Origin of the sequence: Psychrobacter pulmonis (assembly GCF_904846465.1) — a bacterium.
Taxonomy (GTDB): Bacteria; Pseudomonadota; Gammaproteobacteria; order Pseudomonadales; family Moraxellaceae; genus Psychrobacter; species Psychrobacter faecalis.
Genome location: NZ_CAJHAT010000006.1, coordinates 97871 through 113705, shown reverse-complemented (window position 1 = coordinate 113705; position 15835 = coordinate 97871). Strand labels below are relative to the sequence as shown.

The window sequence follows — 15835 nt, the reverse complement described above, 5'->3', positions numbered from 1 at the left end:
CTAGCGTCCATAATTATCGCTCAATTAAACCACATAACGCAGCATTTAAGTTTAAAAATTAAAATTTAGACCATAAAAAACCAGCTTTACGCTGGTTTTTTATTAAAAAGTATTTTAGTAAAGAGAATTGTATTAATAATTCGCTGTTAATTGCCTTCTTTAACGAACAAATAGCCTTTACTACGCACGGTTTTGATACGTTTAGGATTTTCTGGATCATCGCCAATTTTTGGACGGATACGCGAGATACGTACGTCGATTGAGCGATCTTGACCGTCATATTCGATACCGCGTAGACGCTCAAAGATATCTTCGCGTGACAAGATACGACCAGCGTTAGACGCGAGTAACCATAATAAGTCATATTCAGCACTGGTGAAATCAACCAATTCATCACCCAAATTGACTGAGCGACCACCGTTATCGATAACCAACTCACCAAACTCAAGACGCTGCGGTACATCTTCTGATGGCGCATTTTCTGAGCGGCGTAGTAAAGCACGGATACGGGCAAGCAATACGCGTGGCTGTGCAGGCTTAGCGACATAGTCATCAGCGCCCATCTCCAGACCCAAAACCTGATCCATATCTTCTGTGCGCGCGGTCAGCATCAAAATAGGATTTTGATAGTGTGGACGTACTTCACGACATACCGTCAAGCCATCGCTACCAGGAAGCATGACATCAAGTACGACCAAATCTGGTTGTTCATTGACAATACGGCGAATGGCGCGATTACCATCGGTTTCAATTGCCACTTCTAAACCATTTTTAACCAAGTAATCTTGGGTCAACATGGCTAAGCGCTCATCATCCTCAACAATCAAGATTCGGGGGGTGTTGTCTTCTTCATTCGTTGTCATTGTTATATCCTCTAATACATCTTATTTAAAAGCGGTGAAAATAAGAGCGGTAAATTAATAGCACCGTAACTCAATCAATTTGTAATCCAATACAGGCAGTGACCGTAACACGGTTACAAACTTGGTAGCACAGTATACTATTAAACACACAGCTTCCTATACTATAGCTTATAGTTAGTAACAAAACCTATAAACTACGTCATTTAAAACGTTAGTTTGCGTCCAAAAATTATACCTCTTATTAACTTTAAAAGGCATAGGATAAATTTTATTCAATCATTCTACTGGTCTTATATCGAACCAACGCTTTAAAAGCTCAAACATTAAATGTTATTGAATGACGCCAAATAACTGCTGGACTTTTAAAATAAAAAATGTGGTTGCTACTCTCTAATATAACCATATATCAGCGTTGCCGCTAGTCACTTTTCCATCATTTTATGAAAATCAGTTTAGTTTTTGATAAATATTGCATCACCTAGGAGATTTTCAAATATAGTCAAAATATCCTAAAACGCGACGGTATTGCTGATATCAATTTTTTGTAGCCTCTGTCTGCGCAGGCACAGCAAGCAAGAAAAACTGATATCAACAGTGCGTACTGTATTGATATTACTTTTCACTCACTATAGTAAATGTCTGAGCTATGGCAAATATTAAACGCTAACTACTAGAAAGCTAACTATTAGAAGAACAAGCATAAAAAAACAGCCCCTCATGGACTGTTTTTATGTTTATAACAAAAACTAAAGCGTAACAATGTGCTAGGCGCGGTTTTTATATTTACGAATAGTCTGCAGCTGGGCGACTGATTCAGCCAATGACGCTAATGCCGCATTGGTTTGTACAGTATCAGATTGGTTGACCAGCATTTGTTCAGCTTTCTTACGTGCTTCAACGATTTTACTTTCGTCAAGATTGTGCGCACGCATCGCAGTATCAGCAAGTACGGTGACCATTTTTGGTTGTACTTCTAACACACCGCCAGATACATAAATAACTTCTTCTTCACCGTTAGGCGTTTGTACGCGCATCGGACCGGGTTTTAGCAAAGTAATAAGCGGGGTGTGACCTGGCAATATACCAATTTCGCCTTCGGTACCACTAGCTATTAACATGCTAATTTCGCCTGAATACAACTCTTCACGAGCACTTACGACGCGACATTGTAACGTTGCCATACTTAATTCCTTACCATCAAAGCGCGATCAAAAAACAGTAAAAACTGCGATGCGTTACTGAGGAGTAGATATAAAGGTTATATTATACCTACTCGTTAGCCCATACTTATAAAACTTACGCTGCAGAAGACTTCATTTTTTCTGCTTTAGCAACAACTTCGTCGATGCCGCCTGCCATATAGAAAGCTTGCTCTGGTAGGTCATCGTATTCACCCGCGATGATTGCTTTAAAGCTAGCAATGGTATCGCGTAATGCAACATATTTACCAGGAGCACCGGTGAATACTTCCGCTACGTGGAATGGCTGTGACAAGAAACGCTGGATCTTACGCGCACGATAAACGACTAGTTTATCTTCTTCTGACAACTCATCCATACCTAGAATGGCGATAATGTCTTTAAGCTCTTTATAACGCTGAAGAACTTCCTGCACGCCGCGAGCAACGTTGTAATGCTCTTCACCGATAACCAATGGATCAAGCTGACGTGAGGTTGAATCTAGTGGATCAACCGCAGGATAGATACCTTGTGAAGCGATATCACGGCTTAGTACCACTGTCGCATCCAAGTGAGCAAACGTCGTTGCTGGTGATGGATCTGTCAAGTCATCCGCAGGTACATATACCGCTTGTACAGAAGTAATTGAACCTGATTGCGTTGAAGTAATACGCTCTTGCAGCATACCCATTTCTTCAGCGAGCGTTGGCTGATAACCAACCGCTGATGGCATACGGCCTAGCAGTGCTGATACTTCAGTACCCGCTAGCGTATAACGATAGATGTTATCAACGAACAATAATACGTCACGACCTTTGCCAGTAGCAGGATCTTTGGTATCACGGAAGTACTCAGCCATGGTCAAACCAGACAGTGCAACACGTAAACGGTTACCTGGTGGCTCATTCATCTGACCATATACCATCGCAACTTTAGATTTGCTAAAGTCTTCAACGTTGACAACTCCCGCTTCTTGCATTTCGTGATAGAAGTCGTTACCTTCACGAGTACGCTCACCAACACCAGCAAACACGGATAGACCTTCGTGTTTAAGGGCGATGTTGTTGATCAATTCCATCATGTTGACGGTTTTACCAACACCAGCACCGCCAAACAGACCAACTTTACCACCTTTAGCAAATGGGCAAAGCAGATCAATAACTTTAATACCTGTCTCTAACAGCTCAGTACTGTTTGACTGTTCTGCATAGCTTGGGGCTTCACGGTGGATGGACCATTTTTCTTCAGCAGCAACTGGACCTTCTTCATCGATAGGACGACCAAGAACATCCATGATGCGACCTAATGTACCCATACCGACTGGTACAGAAATAGGTGCGCCCGTGTTAGTCACTGGTAGGTTACGCTTTAAACCTTCGGTTGAACCCATCGCAATAGTACGTACGATACCGTCACCTAGCTGTTGCTGGACTTCTAGGGTGGTCTCAGTGCCGTCTACTTGCAAGGCATCAAAAATTTGAGGAACTTCGTTACGGTCAAACTCAACGTCAAGAACCGCGCCAATAATCTGTACAATACGACCGCTACTCATTGCGTTCTCCTTGAACTTCTGTATATAGTGGGTTTTATAAAGGGTTTCAATTATGAAACAGCAGCAGCACCGCCAACGATTTCCGAGATTTCTCGGGTAATCGCCGCTTGACGCAGCTTATTATAAACCAACTGTAAATCGTTAATTAGGTCACCAGCATTATCTGTTGCCGCTTTCATCGCAACCATACGTGAAGACTGCTCAGAGGCAATGTTTTCCATTACCGCTTGATAGACAATCGACTCGATATAGCGACCAAGTAATTCATCAATCAAGGTTTTAATGTCAGGCTCGTAGATATAATCCCAGCTCAGCTCTGTTTGTATGCCACTTTCTTCATCACCAAATGAACCCTCTGGTAAAGGTACCAATTGGTTGACAATCGGCTTTTGGGTCATAGCGTTGACAAACTGATTATAGACCACATAAATACGGTCTAATTTACCGTTGCTATAGTCTTCTAACATCGCTTGCACCGGCGCGTTTAATTGCTCAAACGTCGGTTTATCACCATAGTCAGTAACGGCTGAAGTGACTTTACCACCGAAGTTTTTAAAGAAACTCACGCCTTTAGCACCAATAACGGCAAACTCGGCTTGTACGGACTGGTCTTGATACTGCTGAATGCTTTTAGATAAAGCTTTGAATAGGTTAATATTCAAACCACCCGCTAGGCCGCGATCTGATGTGATGACAATATAGCCGACTTTATCAACCGGACGCGAGACCATATATAGGTGTTTGTAATCTGATGAGGCATGCACCAAATGCGAAATAACCCGGCGCATACTATCAGCATACGGGCGACCCACTTCCATGCGCTCTTGGGCACGGCGCATTTTACTAGCGGCTACCATTTGCATAGCGCGAGTAATTTTTTGGGTACTTTTAATACTGGTGACTTTGGCACGTATCTCTTTTAAGCTTGCCATAATGATTCCAATATAAGAGGGTTAAAAAGCATGGGCGTATGCAACAATCGTTTAATATAAAACACTGAACTTATCGAAATAATGTCTTTACATCTTGTGGCATGACGCAATCTTAGACCTTCATTGGTTAAAACAGCGGCGCGATTATCTTAAAGGAAAGTCTTTTAGATTTAAAAATTTTCTTAAATAATGCGCCACTTTTTGCGCTATAAAGCAGAGCGCTAACCACTTCAGGTTTAACCCGTTAAATTAATAACTGTGATTTTGTTTAAAGGTCTCTAAAGATGACTTTAAACGACCTGCGATATCATCATTATAATTCGCAGTGCCATCAATCTCACGCATCAATTCACTCTGCTCATCATGCATATAGCGTAAGTAAGCTTCTTCAAAAGAACCAATTTTTTCAACAGGAACGTCTGCTAAGAAGCCTTCGTTCGATGCATAAATAACTGCCGCTTGCTCAGAGATAGACATTGGCTGATATTGTTTTTGCTTCATCAATTCAGTCACGCGCTCACCATGATCAAGCTGTTCGCGAGTCGCATCATCAAGGTCTGATGCAAACTGAGCAAATGCTGCCAATTCACGATACTGAGCTAATGCAGTACGGATACCACCAGATAGCTTTTTGATAATCTTCGTCTGAGCAGCACCACCAACACGCGATACCGAGATACCAGCGTTGACTGCTGGACGGATACCTGAGTTAAATAGGCTAGACTCTAAGAAAATCTGACCATCAGTGATTGAAATCACGTTGGTTGGTACGAATGCAGAAACGTCACCAGCTTGAGTTTCAATGATAGGTAGCGCGGTTAAAGAACCAGTTTTACCAACCACTTCACCATTGGTGAATTTTTCTACGTATGCCGCGTTTACGCGTGATGCACGCTCAAGTAAACGTGAGTGTAAGTAGAATACGTCACCAGGATAGGCTTCACGACCTGGCGGACGACGTAGCAATAGTGAGATTTGACGATAAGCAACGGCTTGTTTTGATAAGTCATCAAATACAATCAGTGCATCTTCGCCGCGGTCACGGAAGTATTCGCCCATCGTACAACCTGAGTACGGTGCGATATATTGAAGTGCTGCTGGCTCTGACGCTGAAGCGACAACCACAGTGGTATATTCAAGCGCACCAGTTTGCTCAAGCTTACGTACCACGTTAGCAATGGTAGAACGTTTTTGACCGATTGCCACGTAGACACACTTAATACCAGAGGCTTTTTGGGCAATGATCGCATCGATAGCCATGGCGGTTTTACCCGTCTGACGGTCACCAATGATAAGCTCACGCTGACCACGACCGATTGGAATCATGGTATCAACGGCTTTATAACCAGTCATGACTGGTTGATCAACTGATTGACGGTCGATAACGCCTGGGGCGATTTTTTCGACTTTATCAGTCATCTTGGCATCGATAGGACCTTTGCCATCAATAGGGTTACCCAAAGCATCAACAACACGGCCTAGCAACTCAGGACCTACGGGTACTTCCAAAATGCGACCAGTACAATAGGCTTTTTGACCTTCTTGTAGTTTTAGGAAGTCGCCTAATACTACTGCACCAACAGAATCACGCTCTAAGTTAAGCGCCATTCCGTAGATTTCACCTTCAAACTCAATCATTTCGCCGTACATGGCATCTTCAAGACCATGAATCTGCACGATACCGTCAGATACTTTGACAATCGTGCCTTCATTCTTTGCAGTTGCACCCGCATCAAGGTCTTGAATACGCTGCTTAATCAGATTACTGATTTCCGCTGGATTCAATTGTTGCATTGCCTTGTTTCCTTTAATTTATGATAACCCGCCAGTGACTTAAATGCTCTTATATCACGCAAGCTTTATTAAGCTGCACGGATGATTGGCATTAGGCCGTTAGCTGTGTTTTTAACTGTTGTAACTTGCCACGCATCGAATCATCGATAACTTTGTCACCGACTTTAATCGTAGCGCCCGCCAATAGATTTGGATCAACCGACTCGTGAATCACCACGCTCGCATTGAGCGAGTCAGCAAGACGCGTTTGCAGCGTCTGACGCTGAGCATCGGTTAATGGATAAGCAGAGGTCACATAAGCGTCAAGCTGCTTTAAGCTTATTGCCTTGTGACGGCGATAATGCTCATAAACTTCAGGAAGCAGCGCCAGACGCTCTTGTTCTGATAACTGTTTAACGAAGTTACTAAGTGCTACTGATACTTTAGGATAGCTGGCGTTTTGGTCATGACGAGCCCCTTGGGTCTCACCTAATAACTGCTTAAAAGCAGAATCATTCGCGCTAGCTACTTGCGTATCATAAAGATCGACCAAAGCAGCTGACTTATGCTCAGCAGAAACAGCTGGATTGTCTAGCCAAGTACTGAACGACTTGTCATTGACAACGGTAGCGGCAATAAATAAGAAGTTTTCCCACTCATTTACTACCCCGTTTTCATTGGCATAGTCAAACGCGGCTTTAGCGTACGGTCGTGCTAAGGTTGATAAGTCAGCCATGATATCCTCACAATTACAGCTTCGCCGCCAGTTGGTCTAACATACTGGCATGTTTTTGCACATCGACTTTGTCTTGCAAAATCTTTTCAGCGCCAAGAACAGCCAGTTCAGCGACTTGGGCACGTAATGACTCACGTGCTTGATTGATTTCTTGGTCGATTGCCGCTTGTGCTTGCTGACGAATGCGCTCGCCTTCCGCTTGTGCTTGCGATTTTGCCTCTTCAACAAGTTGATTGGCGCTTTTGTTCGCTTGCTCAATCAGAGCAGCAGCTTTGGTCTTAGCTAGATCAAGCTCCTGCTGAACGTCTCGCTCCGCGGTCGCCAAGTCTGCTTTTGCTTTTTCTGCTGCATTTAAGCCTTCAGCGATTTTACGCTGACGATCGTTGATTGCGCCGATAAGTGGTGGCCACACGAACTTCATGCAAAAAACCACAAATATTGCAAAAGCAATGGCTTGACCGATGATGGTAAAATTGATATTCACGTGATCACCTCTTTGTTAATGAAAAATCAGTTTCATTGTTTGGGTTTGATCGCCAAATTTTGACTGACTGTCTTTGACGAGCGTAATAGACAAACTTTGACAACCAAACTTTGACAACTGAGCTTTCTGATTAACCTGCTAGAGGGTTTGCGAATAACAATAGCATCGCAATACCAACACCAATCATTGGAATCGCATCCAAAAGACCTGCTACGATAAACATACGAGTTTGCAGCTGTGAACCAAGCTCTGGCTGACGTGCAACACTTTCTAGGAATTTGCCACCTAACAGGGCAAAGCCAATACCTGTTGCAAGGGCGCCTGCGCCAATAAGCAATGCAACTGCGATAACTGTGTAACCACCTAATACTGGATCCATTGATGTATCCTCTTTACCTATTTATTGATGAGTGTCTAATTAATGTTCAGTTGACGAAGCTAATGATAAGTAAATTATCGTCAGCATCATAAAAATGAACGCTTGAAGGGTAATAATTAAAATATGGAAGATAGCCCATGGTACTGATAGTGCCCACTGAATCCAGAATGGCATCAAGGCAATCAAAATAAATACCAACTCACCAGCATACATGTTACCGAACAGACGTAAGCCAAGTGAAATTGGTTTTGCAATCAAAGTCACGACTTCTAGGATGAAGTTGACAGGGATTAAGATAATTTTCAATATAATATTATTCGAGCTAAATGGATGTAGCGTCAGTTCAGCGAGAAATCCACCGATACCTTTTTCTTTAATGCTATAACCGATAATCAGTGCGAAAACTGAAAAAGCCATACCTAGGGTAATGTTAGGATCAGTTGTCGGTACAATTTTGAAAAAGACGTGATGTGGATCACCTCCACCCGCTCCCATCGCAGCACCGATCTGGCCAGCCAAACCTGGGATGAAGTCGATAGGCATTAAATCCATCAAGTTCATTAACCAAATCCAGACGAAGATGGTTAACGCTAGAGGTGCTATTAGCTTTGAAGTACCGCTATAAGACTCGCGAACGTTGTTATCAACAAACTCAACGATCATCTCAACCGCTGCTTGAGTTTTGCTAGGAACGCCTGAAGTAACTTTTTTGGCAACCATCCAAAAGATGGCACAAAATAAAATACCCAGACCGATTGACCATAACATGGAATCAAGATGGATAGCTTTAAAACCCATCAACCCTGCTTCTTCAGCAGTATAAGCAACTTTCCAACCTTCGCCCGGCAGATAGCCGTACGTCCAATTCGTTAAGTGGTGAGAGATATATTCTGATGATGTTTGCTCGGATGCCATAATGTAAGCTTCTTATTAATCAACGATTTAATCAACTACCAAAAAATATGGTTGTCATCTGATGAGGCGTTTGCGTTGTCACCAATCTGCGATTAAGCAAATTCAGAAAAACACTTACAGCCCTCATGTAACCAATAACATCCAACCCATAGCTCTATAACTACTCTGTTATTCTTAAATAACTGAATAACCAATTTTTTATTGCGGCGGCTCAATTTGATAGTCATGGATAAATTTTAGCTATCAAAAAAGGGCGCACGATTATTCATTAATGGCCCTTGCATATCTACGCAAATTTTTAAGTATGTGTTTACTTATCTTATTTTCATCACACCCAATACGGTGCTCAGCAGCAAGATAGTTAGCTGTCTATATTAATGCAGCGTTGTAATCGTGTAAAGTCAATTATGACTTTTTTATTTACGGTATGAATACGTTAAGCGCTGTTAACGTTCGCTACTATGGCTTTGCGTCTATCCATCAAAGCCGATAATTCAATTGTATTTGAACACCCTATTTAAAAAGAGGGTTACTTATCGCGATTTTTACGCTTAGCTCTAATTAAGCGTCTTTATTCATACTTTTATTGTAAAAACAGTTTTCAGTCACTTAATCATTGATTGATGACTTTATAACAGTAATCTTAGAGAAGCTGGACCGCAGGATGACAAATGTATGTGCTGTATTATTGAGCTATTAAAATTATAATAGCTTATAAAGTTAGCGTATCTGCCACAACATCCAACTGTAACTAATCTGCATTACCATAAAACCGACGAATAGCGCAGGCGCTGATAGAGGTTGTATGGTAATAAAAATTAGTGCAAAACCACATACGGTCAGTAGCCATTTGACCATTTGACCCCGATATAGCTGGCTGACAATATGTCTGCGCGCGCGATATCCGGTATACCAAAAGATAAATCCAGCAAAGACCGCTTGGGTGGCAAAACTGAGTAGCGCACCAATAGCGTTACTCTTTGCGATAACAAGCGTATTGCCGTTATTACCCAACCAAGTAACATCTACTATCCAACCGAGCACAATCAGGATAAATAAAATCCATGCTTGGCGTTTTAGATAAATAGCAATCTTATCTCTTTGGGTGCGTTTGGCAGGCTTGGTCATTGATATTTCTATAGCTCTATAACGTGGGGACAACGCCGCACCGTTGCGACAATATTATCCGTGAATGGCTCACTCTACAGACGTTATCTTTTAACCAAAATAAAACGCCACTTATTATAGGGAGCAAGCAGATTTTAAGCAAGTGAAATATGCCTTTTATCAAGCATTTAGTTATTTAGCGCTGAAAATCTCTCTACAGAGTCAATAAAGTAGCACTAATAACCTCTAAATCCATCTATTCTACCGTTAATTTAACTTGCATCATTTCAAATAGCCTAAAAGCTCTCAGCTTGCTATTAGGGTTACCGATATTTAGGAAATACACTGACGGATTTGCTGTGCCATTGTCTGCCAGCCGCTAACAAAATCTTTACTGTTGCTCATGTCTTCCGCTTGCACGGTACTTTTAACTGGCTGTAACTTTGTAAGCAAACCTTTAGCAGGCTGACTTGGACTAACCAAGCACATTTGTTTTGCTGGGCGCTGCTCATTTAACCAGCGCAACTGACTGGCTTTTGGCGCTAAATGATGGTCAGTACTTAAGCTGCCAATTAATTGGAACTTGGCGCTGTCTTCCATATATTGATAAGCATCATGATAGGCCCAATACGGCAAAGGTTTTTGCGCGTGGTTTGCATGAGCTGACGCCACGGCTTTATTCATGCGCTGGGCAAATTTTTGCGCATTGGCATGATAGAGCTTTTTATATTGCGGATTGGCATGACTGTGAATGACAGCAAGCGCTCGCGTAATGGCTTTAGCGTTTTCAGGATCGAGCCAAATATGCGGATCGAGCGTACCAGCAATGGCTTTGCCTTTAACATCACGCAGCGGATGACGATTAAAGGCGTCGAACTTAAATAACGTAATCGCATTAGGCGCGCTATTGAGCGTGGTGGCTAGGTTGTTTTCTAGCGGCTCGCCAAACCAAACCACAAACTTACTATTTTGAATGGCCTTGATATCGCCGGGACTGATACTGCCGTGATGTCCGACCTCCCCTGCTTGCAATAATTGCTTGGCTGTTGGCGCGCCTTCCGTCACCGCTTGGCTTAATAAAAACAGCGGATAGTTACTGACGCTCACCGTTGCCGCTTGCGCGCTCATCATAAAGGAGGCAAATATAAGCACGCCAGTTATAAACAATCGCTGTAAGCGCAGAGGTAAATGCATAAAGTTTTTAAATAATGGAATCATAATGGCGGCTTTTAAGGTTCAAGGATAAATGACAAAGATAGTTATAAATATTTTGCAACGTTATTCTAGTTATAAAACAGCAGACCTGTGAATAAATGCAAAGGACCTCTCTGTTTTACGTTTTAGTATGTTATACTATAACAATATAAAAAACCATTATAAAATATCCATTAACTAAAAATACTGTTCATCACACCGCTAAACCGTCTTTAGGAGCTTGCTGCATGTCTACTCATTCATCTGTTTGCGCTCATGTCCATGATGTGCAAGATTTTACAGCGTCCGATGTCAATGAGCGTTTACTAGCAGCCAAAGAGCAATGTCGCTCAAGCGGCGCGCGCTTTACGCCGCTGCGTCAGCAAATCTACCAGTTGGTGCTAGAAGCCAATAAACCAGTGGGCGCTTATGATCTAATCACTCAATTGCAGCAGATGCGCCTTGCCGAGCCTGAAGCAGAAAGCGACAGCTCGAACAATCAAGCAAATACTCAAACGCCAAAAAATGTCGCGCCGCCGACGGTTTATCGCAGCTTGGAGTTTTTATTGAGCGAGGGCTTGATTCACCAACTAACCTCGATTAATGCTTATGTGCCTTGTTGTCACCCACGCGCCCAACATACAGCGGCGTTTTTAATCTGTGCCCAGTGTGAGCGGGTACAAGAATGCAGCAGTTTGCCAGTACAAGAAATGATGAGCTTTGCAGAGCAAGACGTTGGCTTTACGGTCGAGCGTAGCGTCATTGAATTGAGCGGTCGTTGCCAAGCGTGTCAGTAAAATAACGGTTTGCTTATATTTTTAACCTGAATTTTAGGTTTACGCTTTCATGCTGAATCATTATTCTGCCATTTCTTAATTGTCATTAATACATCAGTACTGCCTTATGAGCCTAGCAATTTTACCAACCAAGCCATCTGCTATGAATACAAGTGATAAATCCATGTCTAACGCGGCTAAACTGCTGAGCTTAAGTGATGTCAGTTACCATATCGGGCAGCAACGTATCCTCTCGCATATCGATATCGATATCGCTGTTAATGAAACGGTCAGTCTGATCGGACCTAATGGCGCGGGCAAGTCTACTTTAGTTAAACTAATTTTAGGCTTAATCAAACCGACGAGTGGCCAGATAACGCCACACCAAAAATTACAGCTCGGCTATGTGCCGCAGCGCTTTGCCGTGCCGCCTATTTTACCGTTACGCGTTTGCGATTTATTGGCGCAAGCCGATAAAAAACGCTTAACGGCTGAGCAGCGGCAATTTATCTTTGATAATTTGTCGTTGACGCATTTATTGTCGCGGCAAATGCTGCATTTATCAGGCGGTGAAACCCAGCGAGTATTATTGGCGCGTGCCTTATTAGACAAGCCCAATTTATTAATTTTAGATGAGCCGATGCAAGGACTAGACCCTGATACCGAGGTTTGGCTGTATCAGTTTATCGATGAGCTGCCGGAGTTTTTGCGCTGTGCCATGCTGGTGGTGTCGCATGATTTGCATTGGGTCATGAAAGGTAGCAGGCGTGTCATTTGTTTAAATAAGCACATTTGCTGCGAAGGGCAACCAAGCGAGCTTGCGATTAGTTCGGAGTTTCAGAAGCTTTTTGGCCATCATTATGAGCAGCCTTATGTGCATCAACCGCACGCTTGTGAGCACCATGCCCCAAGCGAGATATAATTAAAAAACCAAGCTTTTTAGGCAAATTGCCTTGTTCCTTTTATAAAAACGTTACGGATATCTATTATGACCGCTTGGTTAGCCATCATAGCTCCTGCTTGGATTGCTGGTAGCATTTTAGCGCTACTTTCTGCGCCTTTAGGCTGCCTAGTCTTATGGCGGCGCATGGCATTTTTTGCCGATGCCTTGGCACATGGCACGTTACTTGGTGTGGCGTTGGCAGTTTTGTGGCAATTACCGATGGGCATTGGCATTGGCATCGTCAGTATTTTGGTGGTACTGGGCCTAGTATTCATCGACGATGAGCGTCTGCCGGTCGATGCGGTGCTGGCGGTGGTTGCGGTATCGCTGCTGTGTTTAGGGTTATTAACTTTGACGCAGCTTACCGATCAACAAGCCAATGTTTTAGGTTTTTTATTTGGCAATTTGCTCGAGCTTGACTGGGCAGATTTGCCGTTGATTGCAGTAAGTGTTTTGGTGGGCTTAGGATTACTGATTTATATCTGGCCAGCACAAATCAAGCTTGCGACTCATGAGGCTTTGGCACGGATTCAAGGGATTAATCCGATGCGCCAGCGTTTGTTTTTTATGGGCGTATTGGCAGGGTTTTGTGCTATTGCTTTGCAAGCGGTTGGGAGTTTATTAATCAGCGGGCTATTGGTGTTGCCAGCATTAACAGCGCGTTTATGGTCGGCCTCACCAAAACAAATGGTTGTTATCTCTTTAATCATTGCCCAGCTCGGCGTTACGCTTGGCGTTTGGGGAAGTATTTGGCTAGATATCCAAACGGGGCTTGCTATCGTTTTGGTACTGGCTATTTTATTTTTTGTGGCGCTCATTATCTCAAAGCTAATAAGCAAAAAATCAGGGTCGGAATCCATATTAGCAAAATTCTGGTCCCCACGCCGTTAGCGTTATTTACATGTAGCACCAAATTACCACGTACCTCAGCCATGACATTTAGGTCGTGATTTTGATATTTACTTGGCCTTTGTTGAACTTTATTTCATCAATATTGCTAGAGCTTTAATGCCCATTATGTTATAAACTTTCCTGAATACTATCAATGCGATAGTTGGCGAATTTTTGAGTTAATAAATACTCGGTACACCAATTTAAGATGTTTTTTTAACGAACGTTTTCGTTTCATCATATTTTAATTTATTATCGTTTTGCTTGATAAGGGACTAACCCCCATGCTTAGCTACCCCGCCAGCGCAGTCAGCACGCCCGACGGACAAGTCAATGTTTTGCAAATTACCGATTTGCACTTATCCTCCCACGTGCCTGCGGCGGCTGACGAAACCAGTAGCGAAGTAGCGGTTTGCCAATACAATTTTGAGGCGATTATTAAGCAAGCGTTGAGCGCAGAGCGGCGCTGCGATTTGATTCTCGTGACAGGCGATTTGGTCAATAAAGTACAAGCAGAGATTTACGATCATATTTTTGACGTACTACAAGCAACGGGGATTCCTTTTGCCTGTATCGCCGGCAACCATGACGTTACCGATGAAAACAACAGCGAGCTGCCATTTTTTCAGCGTGAACTGATTGCCAGACCCGCGGACAGACGCTTATTAAACCGTCATGTTATCGAAACCGACCATTGGCAGTTGTTATTAATAGATTCTTCGATGACAGGCAAGGTAGAAGGTGAAGTGACGCTAAGCGACATTGATTGGCTCTGTGAGCAGCTAGAGACATGCGCGAAGCCTGCGCTTATTGCGCTGCACCATCATGTGATAGCGGTCGATTCAGATTGGATTGATCAGCATATGGTGGAAAACGCCGATATTTTTTGGCAACGGCTGGCAACATTTGAGCATCTTAAAGTCATTATTAGCGGGCATACCCACCAAGAGCAAGTCCGCCATCGGCAAGGAGTTACCGTCTACAGTACGCCCTCTACCTGCTATCAGTTTAAGCCTTTTGAAGATGATTTCGCTTATGATAAAAGCGCCCTGCCCGGCTATCGCTGGTTGCAATTAGCCAACAATGGAGAGGTTGCAAGCTGGGTTGAAAGACTAGATACTTGACAACCAGTTTTATTGGCAAAAATTTGGCTAGTATTTAGCTAGTATAATACCGCCAGAGTGTGTATGTTATAGGGCTAGCTAAAATTACTGGTTATAGACAGCTACAGCGTGATTGCTAATATTAGCAACCTAACCGTAAAGCTAAAAATGATAAATAAGTTATATCATAAATAATGTAAAAAATGAGAACGGTCTACATTTAGACAAAATTATAATAGCTAGGACGGCTAAATTGACCACAAGCTAAGTTTCCACAGTCAGTGATTTGTATCTTTATTTAATGGCTAGCATTTAAATAAAAAGATTGATAACAATATACCTGACCATTGATAATCGATAAAACGCTAGCAGAATATCGAAATAACCGTATGTTTAGATCAGCTGTGTTACTTGTGTCACTAAGTGGTAAAACGCTTATAAAAGAAACCATTTATAGCGTTTGGTAAATTGATAACGCCTTGTCTGTTGATAGGTCGTTTTATTGAATTAATTTGAAAAAGTAGGATACCCATATGAGCACCCTGACCCCAAACCCAAATCCAAGTGATGTAAAGTTCACCCCTTATGCGCCTGCCGAAAACGAAGAATACATGTCGGATGAACAATTGGCGCACTTTAAAGCCATTTTATTAGATTGGAAGCATCAATTGATTGGCGAAGCAGATCGTACCAAGACTTATATCCAAGATGAGTCCAGTGCCATGCCTGATATCAATGACCGCGCCACTCAAGAAGAAGAGTTTGCCCTAACCTTGCGAACGCGTGATCGTGAACGTAAGCTGATTCGCAAAATTGATAAATCTATCGCTGAAATTGAAAACGAGGATTATGGATTTTGTGAAACTTGTGGCGTCGAGATTGGCCTGCGTCGTCTTGAAGCCCGTCCAACTGCGACCCAGTGCATTGACTGTAAAACTCTATCTGAGATTAAAGAGCGTCAAAACCAAGGCGCTTAAATCCAGTTATTTTAATAGTCATTAATCATTTA

General features: G+C 42.7%; 16 protein-coding genes. 5 read left to right on the top strand and 11 right to left on the bottom strand.

Going from position 1 to position 15835, the window contains the following annotated elements; genetic code table 11:
* Positions 1–146: 146 nt before the first annotated feature.
* From JMX70_RS10785 to JMX70_RS10735, 11 genes are all read right to left on the bottom strand, one after another.
* Positions 147–863 carry a response regulator gene (locus tag JMX70_RS10785; protein ID WP_021812806.1) on the bottom strand — a complete coding sequence of 239 codons (717 nt, stop codon included), beginning with the start codon at positions 861–863 and terminating at the stop codon, positions 147–149.
* A 764-nt stretch (positions 864–1627) separates the two neighbouring features.
* Positions 1628–2044, bottom strand: a complete 417-nt coding sequence (locus JMX70_RS10780) for a F0F1 ATP synthase subunit epsilon (protein WP_191690707.1) — start codon at positions 2042–2044, stop codon at positions 1628–1630.
* A 115-nt stretch (positions 2045–2159) separates the two neighbouring features.
* A complete protein-coding gene (gene atpD, locus JMX70_RS10775; RefSeq protein WP_144297510.1) occupies positions 2160–3593 on the bottom strand; it encodes a F0F1 ATP synthase subunit beta in 1434 nt (477 codons plus the stop codon).
* A 50-nt stretch (positions 3594–3643) separates the two neighbouring features.
* Positions 3644–4525, bottom strand: a complete 882-nt coding sequence (gene atpG / locus JMX70_RS10770; RefSeq protein WP_201592021.1) for a F0F1 ATP synthase subunit gamma — start codon at positions 4523–4525, stop codon at positions 3644–3646.
* A gap of 249 nt (positions 4526–4774) precedes the next feature.
* A complete protein-coding gene (atpA, locus tag JMX70_RS10765; RefSeq protein ID WP_144297508.1) occupies positions 4775–6319 on the bottom strand; it encodes a F0F1 ATP synthase subunit alpha in 1545 nt (514 codons plus the stop codon).
* Between the two features lie 91 nt (positions 6320–6410).
* Positions 6411–7034, bottom strand: coding sequence for a F0F1 ATP synthase subunit delta (locus tag JMX70_RS10760; RefSeq protein ID WP_200662732.1), 624 nt, complete (start codon positions 7032–7034; stop codon positions 6411–6413).
* A gap of 13 nt (positions 7035–7047) precedes the next feature.
* Complete coding sequence (locus tag JMX70_RS10755; RefSeq protein WP_201592019.1) at positions 7048–7518, bottom strand: F0F1 ATP synthase subunit B; 471 nt, start codon at positions 7516–7518, stop codon at positions 7048–7050.
* 130 nt (positions 7519–7648) lie between these two features.
* Positions 7649–7897, bottom strand: coding sequence for a F0F1 ATP synthase subunit C (gene atpE, locus JMX70_RS10750; RefSeq protein ID WP_105244316.1), 249 nt, complete (start codon positions 7895–7897; stop codon positions 7649–7651).
* Between the two features lie 39 nt (positions 7898–7936).
* Positions 7937–8812 (bottom strand): F0F1 ATP synthase subunit A, encoded by an 876-nt coding sequence (atpB, locus tag JMX70_RS10745; RefSeq protein ID WP_201592017.1) that lies wholly within the window; start codon positions 8810–8812, stop codon positions 7937–7939.
* A 720-nt stretch (positions 8813–9532) separates the two neighbouring features.
* On the bottom strand, positions 9533–9940 hold the full coding sequence (locus JMX70_RS10740) for an ATP synthase subunit I (protein WP_144297504.1): 408 nt from the start codon (positions 9938–9940) through the stop codon (positions 9533–9535).
* Positions 9941–10252: 312 nt separating this feature from the next.
* Entirely contained in the window at positions 10253–11137 is an 885-nt protein-coding gene (locus JMX70_RS10735; protein WP_201592015.1) for a metal ABC transporter substrate-binding protein, read from the bottom strand.
* Between the two features lie 224 nt (positions 11138–11361).
* On the opposite strand from JMX70_RS10735, the gene JMX70_RS12625 reads away from it, so the two are divergent.
* From JMX70_RS12625 to dksA, 5 genes are all read left to right on the top strand, one after another.
* Positions 11362–11910: a transcriptional repressor gene (locus JMX70_RS12625; RefSeq protein WP_201592013.1), complete on the top strand. Its 549-nt coding sequence runs from the start codon at positions 11362–11364 to the stop codon at positions 11908–11910.
* 163 nt (positions 11911–12073) lie between these two features.
* Entirely contained in the window at positions 12074–12811 is a 738-nt protein-coding gene (locus tag JMX70_RS10725) for a metal ABC transporter ATP-binding protein (protein ID WP_201592011.1), read from the top strand.
* A gap of 66 nt (positions 12812–12877) precedes the next feature.
* Positions 12878–13723, top strand: a complete 846-nt coding sequence (locus tag JMX70_RS10720) for a metal ABC transporter permease (protein WP_144297501.1) — start codon at positions 12878–12880, stop codon at positions 13721–13723.
* A 284-nt stretch (positions 13724–14007) separates the two neighbouring features.
* On the top strand, positions 14008–14847 hold the full coding sequence (locus tag JMX70_RS10715) for a metallophosphoesterase (RefSeq protein ID WP_201592010.1): 840 nt from the start codon (positions 14008–14010) through the stop codon (positions 14845–14847).
* 512 nt (positions 14848–15359) lie between these two features.
* The gene (gene dksA / locus JMX70_RS10710; protein WP_068404274.1) at positions 15360–15803 is read left to right on the top strand and encodes an RNA polymerase-binding protein DksA; all 444 of its coding nucleotides are present in this window, start codon (positions 15360–15362) and stop codon (positions 15801–15803) included.
* The last annotated feature ends 32 nt before the right edge of the window (positions 15804–15835 follow it).

What these genes read in the sequence shown, in the direction of transcription:
- JMX70_RS10740 (WP_144297504.1), bottom strand. Translation starts at nt 9,940, where the DNA reads ATGACCAAGCCTGCCAAACGCACCCAAAGAGATAAGATTGCTATTTAT.
- JMX70_RS12625 (WP_201592013.1), top strand. Translation starts at nt 11,362, where the DNA reads ATGTCTACTCATTCATCTGTTTGCGCTCATGTCCATGATGTGCAAGAT.
- atpB (WP_201592017.1), bottom strand. Translation starts at nt 8,812, where the DNA reads ATGGCATCCGAGCAAACATCATCAGAATATATCTCTCACCACTTAACG.
- atpE (WP_105244316.1), bottom strand. Translation starts at nt 7,897, where the DNA reads ATGGATCCAGTATTAGGTGGTTACACAGTTATCGCAGTTGCATTGCTT.
- JMX70_RS10780 (WP_191690707.1), bottom strand. Translation starts at nt 2,044, where the DNA reads ATGGCAACGTTACAATGTCGCGTCGTAAGTGCTCGTGAAGAGTTGTAT.
- atpG (WP_201592021.1), bottom strand. Translation starts at nt 4,525, where the DNA reads ATGGCAAGCTTAAAAGAGATACGTGCCAAAGTCACCAGTATTAAAAGT.
- JMX70_RS10785 (WP_021812806.1), bottom strand. Translation starts at nt 863, where the DNA reads ATGACAACGAATGAAGAAGACAACACCCCCCGAATCTTGATTGTTGAG.
- JMX70_RS10735 (WP_201592015.1), bottom strand. Translation starts at nt 11,137, where the DNA reads ATGATTCCATTATTTAAAAACTTTATGCATTTACCTCTGCGCTTACAG.
- atpD (WP_144297510.1), bottom strand. Translation starts at nt 3,593, where the DNA reads ATGAGTAGCGGTCGTATTGTACAGATTATTGGCGCGGTTCTTGACGTT.
- JMX70_RS10720 (WP_144297501.1), top strand. Translation starts at nt 12,878, where the DNA reads ATGACCGCTTGGTTAGCCATCATAGCTCCTGCTTGGATTGCTGGTAGC.
- dksA (WP_068404274.1), top strand. Translation starts at nt 15,360, where the DNA reads ATGAGCACCCTGACCCCAAACCCAAATCCAAGTGATGTAAAGTTCACC.
- JMX70_RS10715 (WP_201592010.1), top strand. Translation starts at nt 14,008, where the DNA reads ATGCTTAGCTACCCCGCCAGCGCAGTCAGCACGCCCGACGGACAAGTC.
- JMX70_RS10760 (WP_200662732.1), bottom strand. Translation starts at nt 7,034, where the DNA reads ATGGCTGACTTATCAACCTTAGCACGACCGTACGCTAAAGCCGCGTTT.
- atpA (WP_144297508.1), bottom strand. Translation starts at nt 6,319, where the DNA reads ATGCAACAATTGAATCCAGCGGAAATCAGTAATCTGATTAAGCAGCGT.
- JMX70_RS10725 (WP_201592011.1), top strand. Translation starts at nt 12,074, where the DNA reads ATGTCTAACGCGGCTAAACTGCTGAGCTTAAGTGATGTCAGTTACCAT.